This is a genomic window from Pseudomonas oryzihabitans NBRC 102199 (genome assembly GCF_000730625.1).
GTDB classification, from domain to species: Bacteria; Pseudomonadota; Gammaproteobacteria; order Pseudomonadales; family Pseudomonadaceae; genus Chryseomonas; species Chryseomonas oryzihabitans.
The window spans coordinates 1-1,055 of the sequence record NZ_BBIT01000034.1 but is presented as its reverse complement, the minus strand read 5'-3'; the positions used below and the strand labels follow the sequence as shown (position 1 = coordinate 1,055).

Sequence of the window (1,055 nt, the reverse complement as noted above, 5' to 3'; positions counted from 1 at the left end):
CCGGCGCCGACGGTACGACCGCCTTCACGGATGGCGAAACGCAGACCATCTTCCATCGCGATCGGAGCGATCAGGGTGACAACCATCTTGATGTTGTCGCCCGGCATCACCATCTCGACGCCTTCCGGCAGTTCGCAGTTACCGGTCACGTCGGTGGTGCGGAAGTAGAACTGCGGACGGTAGCCCTTGAAGAACGGGGTGTGACGACCACCTTCTTCCTTGGACAGCACGTACACTTCGCACTCGAACTTGGTGTGCGGCTTGATGGTGTTCGGCTTGGCCAGAACCTGGCCACGCTCCACGTCTTCACGCTTGGTGCCACGCAGCAGCACGCCGACGTTCTCGCCAGCACGGCCTTCGTCCAGCAGCTTGCGGAACATTTCAACACCGGTGCAGGTGGTCTTGACGGTGGCCTTGATGCCCACGATCTCGACTTCTTCCTGGACCTTGACGATGCCACGCTCGACACGACCGGTTACCACGGTGCCGCGACCGGAGATCGAGAACACGTCTTCGATCGGCATCAGGAACGGCTTGTCGATGGCACGCTCGGGCTCGGGGATGTAGGAGTCCAGGGTCTCGACCAGCTTGCGCACGGCGGAAACGCCCATCTCGTTGTCATCCTGACCGTTCAGAGCCATCAGCGCGGAGCCGATAACGATCGGAGTGTCGTCGCCCGGGAAGTCGTAGGTGTTCAGCAGATCGCGAACTTCCATTTCGACCAGTTCCAGCAGCTCGGCGTCGTCAACCATGTCGGCCTTGTTCAGGAACACGACGATGTAGGGAACGCCTACCTGACGGGACAGCAGGATGTGCTCGCGGGTCTGCGGCATGGGGCCGTCAGCAGCCGAGCAAACCAGGATCGCGCCGTCCATCTGGGCAGCACCGGTGATCATGTTCTTCACGTAGTCGGCGTGGCCGGGGCAGTCGACGTGCGCGTAGTGACGGATCGCCGAGTCGTACTCAACGTGGGAGGTGTTGATGGTGATACCGCGAGCCTTTTCTTCCGGCGCGTTATCGATCTGGTCGAAACCACGAGCGGAACCGCCCCAGGT

1 protein-coding gene is annotated in these 1,055 nt (G+C 61.4%); it reads right to left on the bottom strand.

Annotated features, from left to right (window positions below; genetic code table 11):
• The coding region (gene tuf, locus POR01S_RS23045; protein WP_042138604.1) for an elongation factor Tu at window positions 1-1,055 on the bottom strand (1,055 nt) is incomplete at both ends.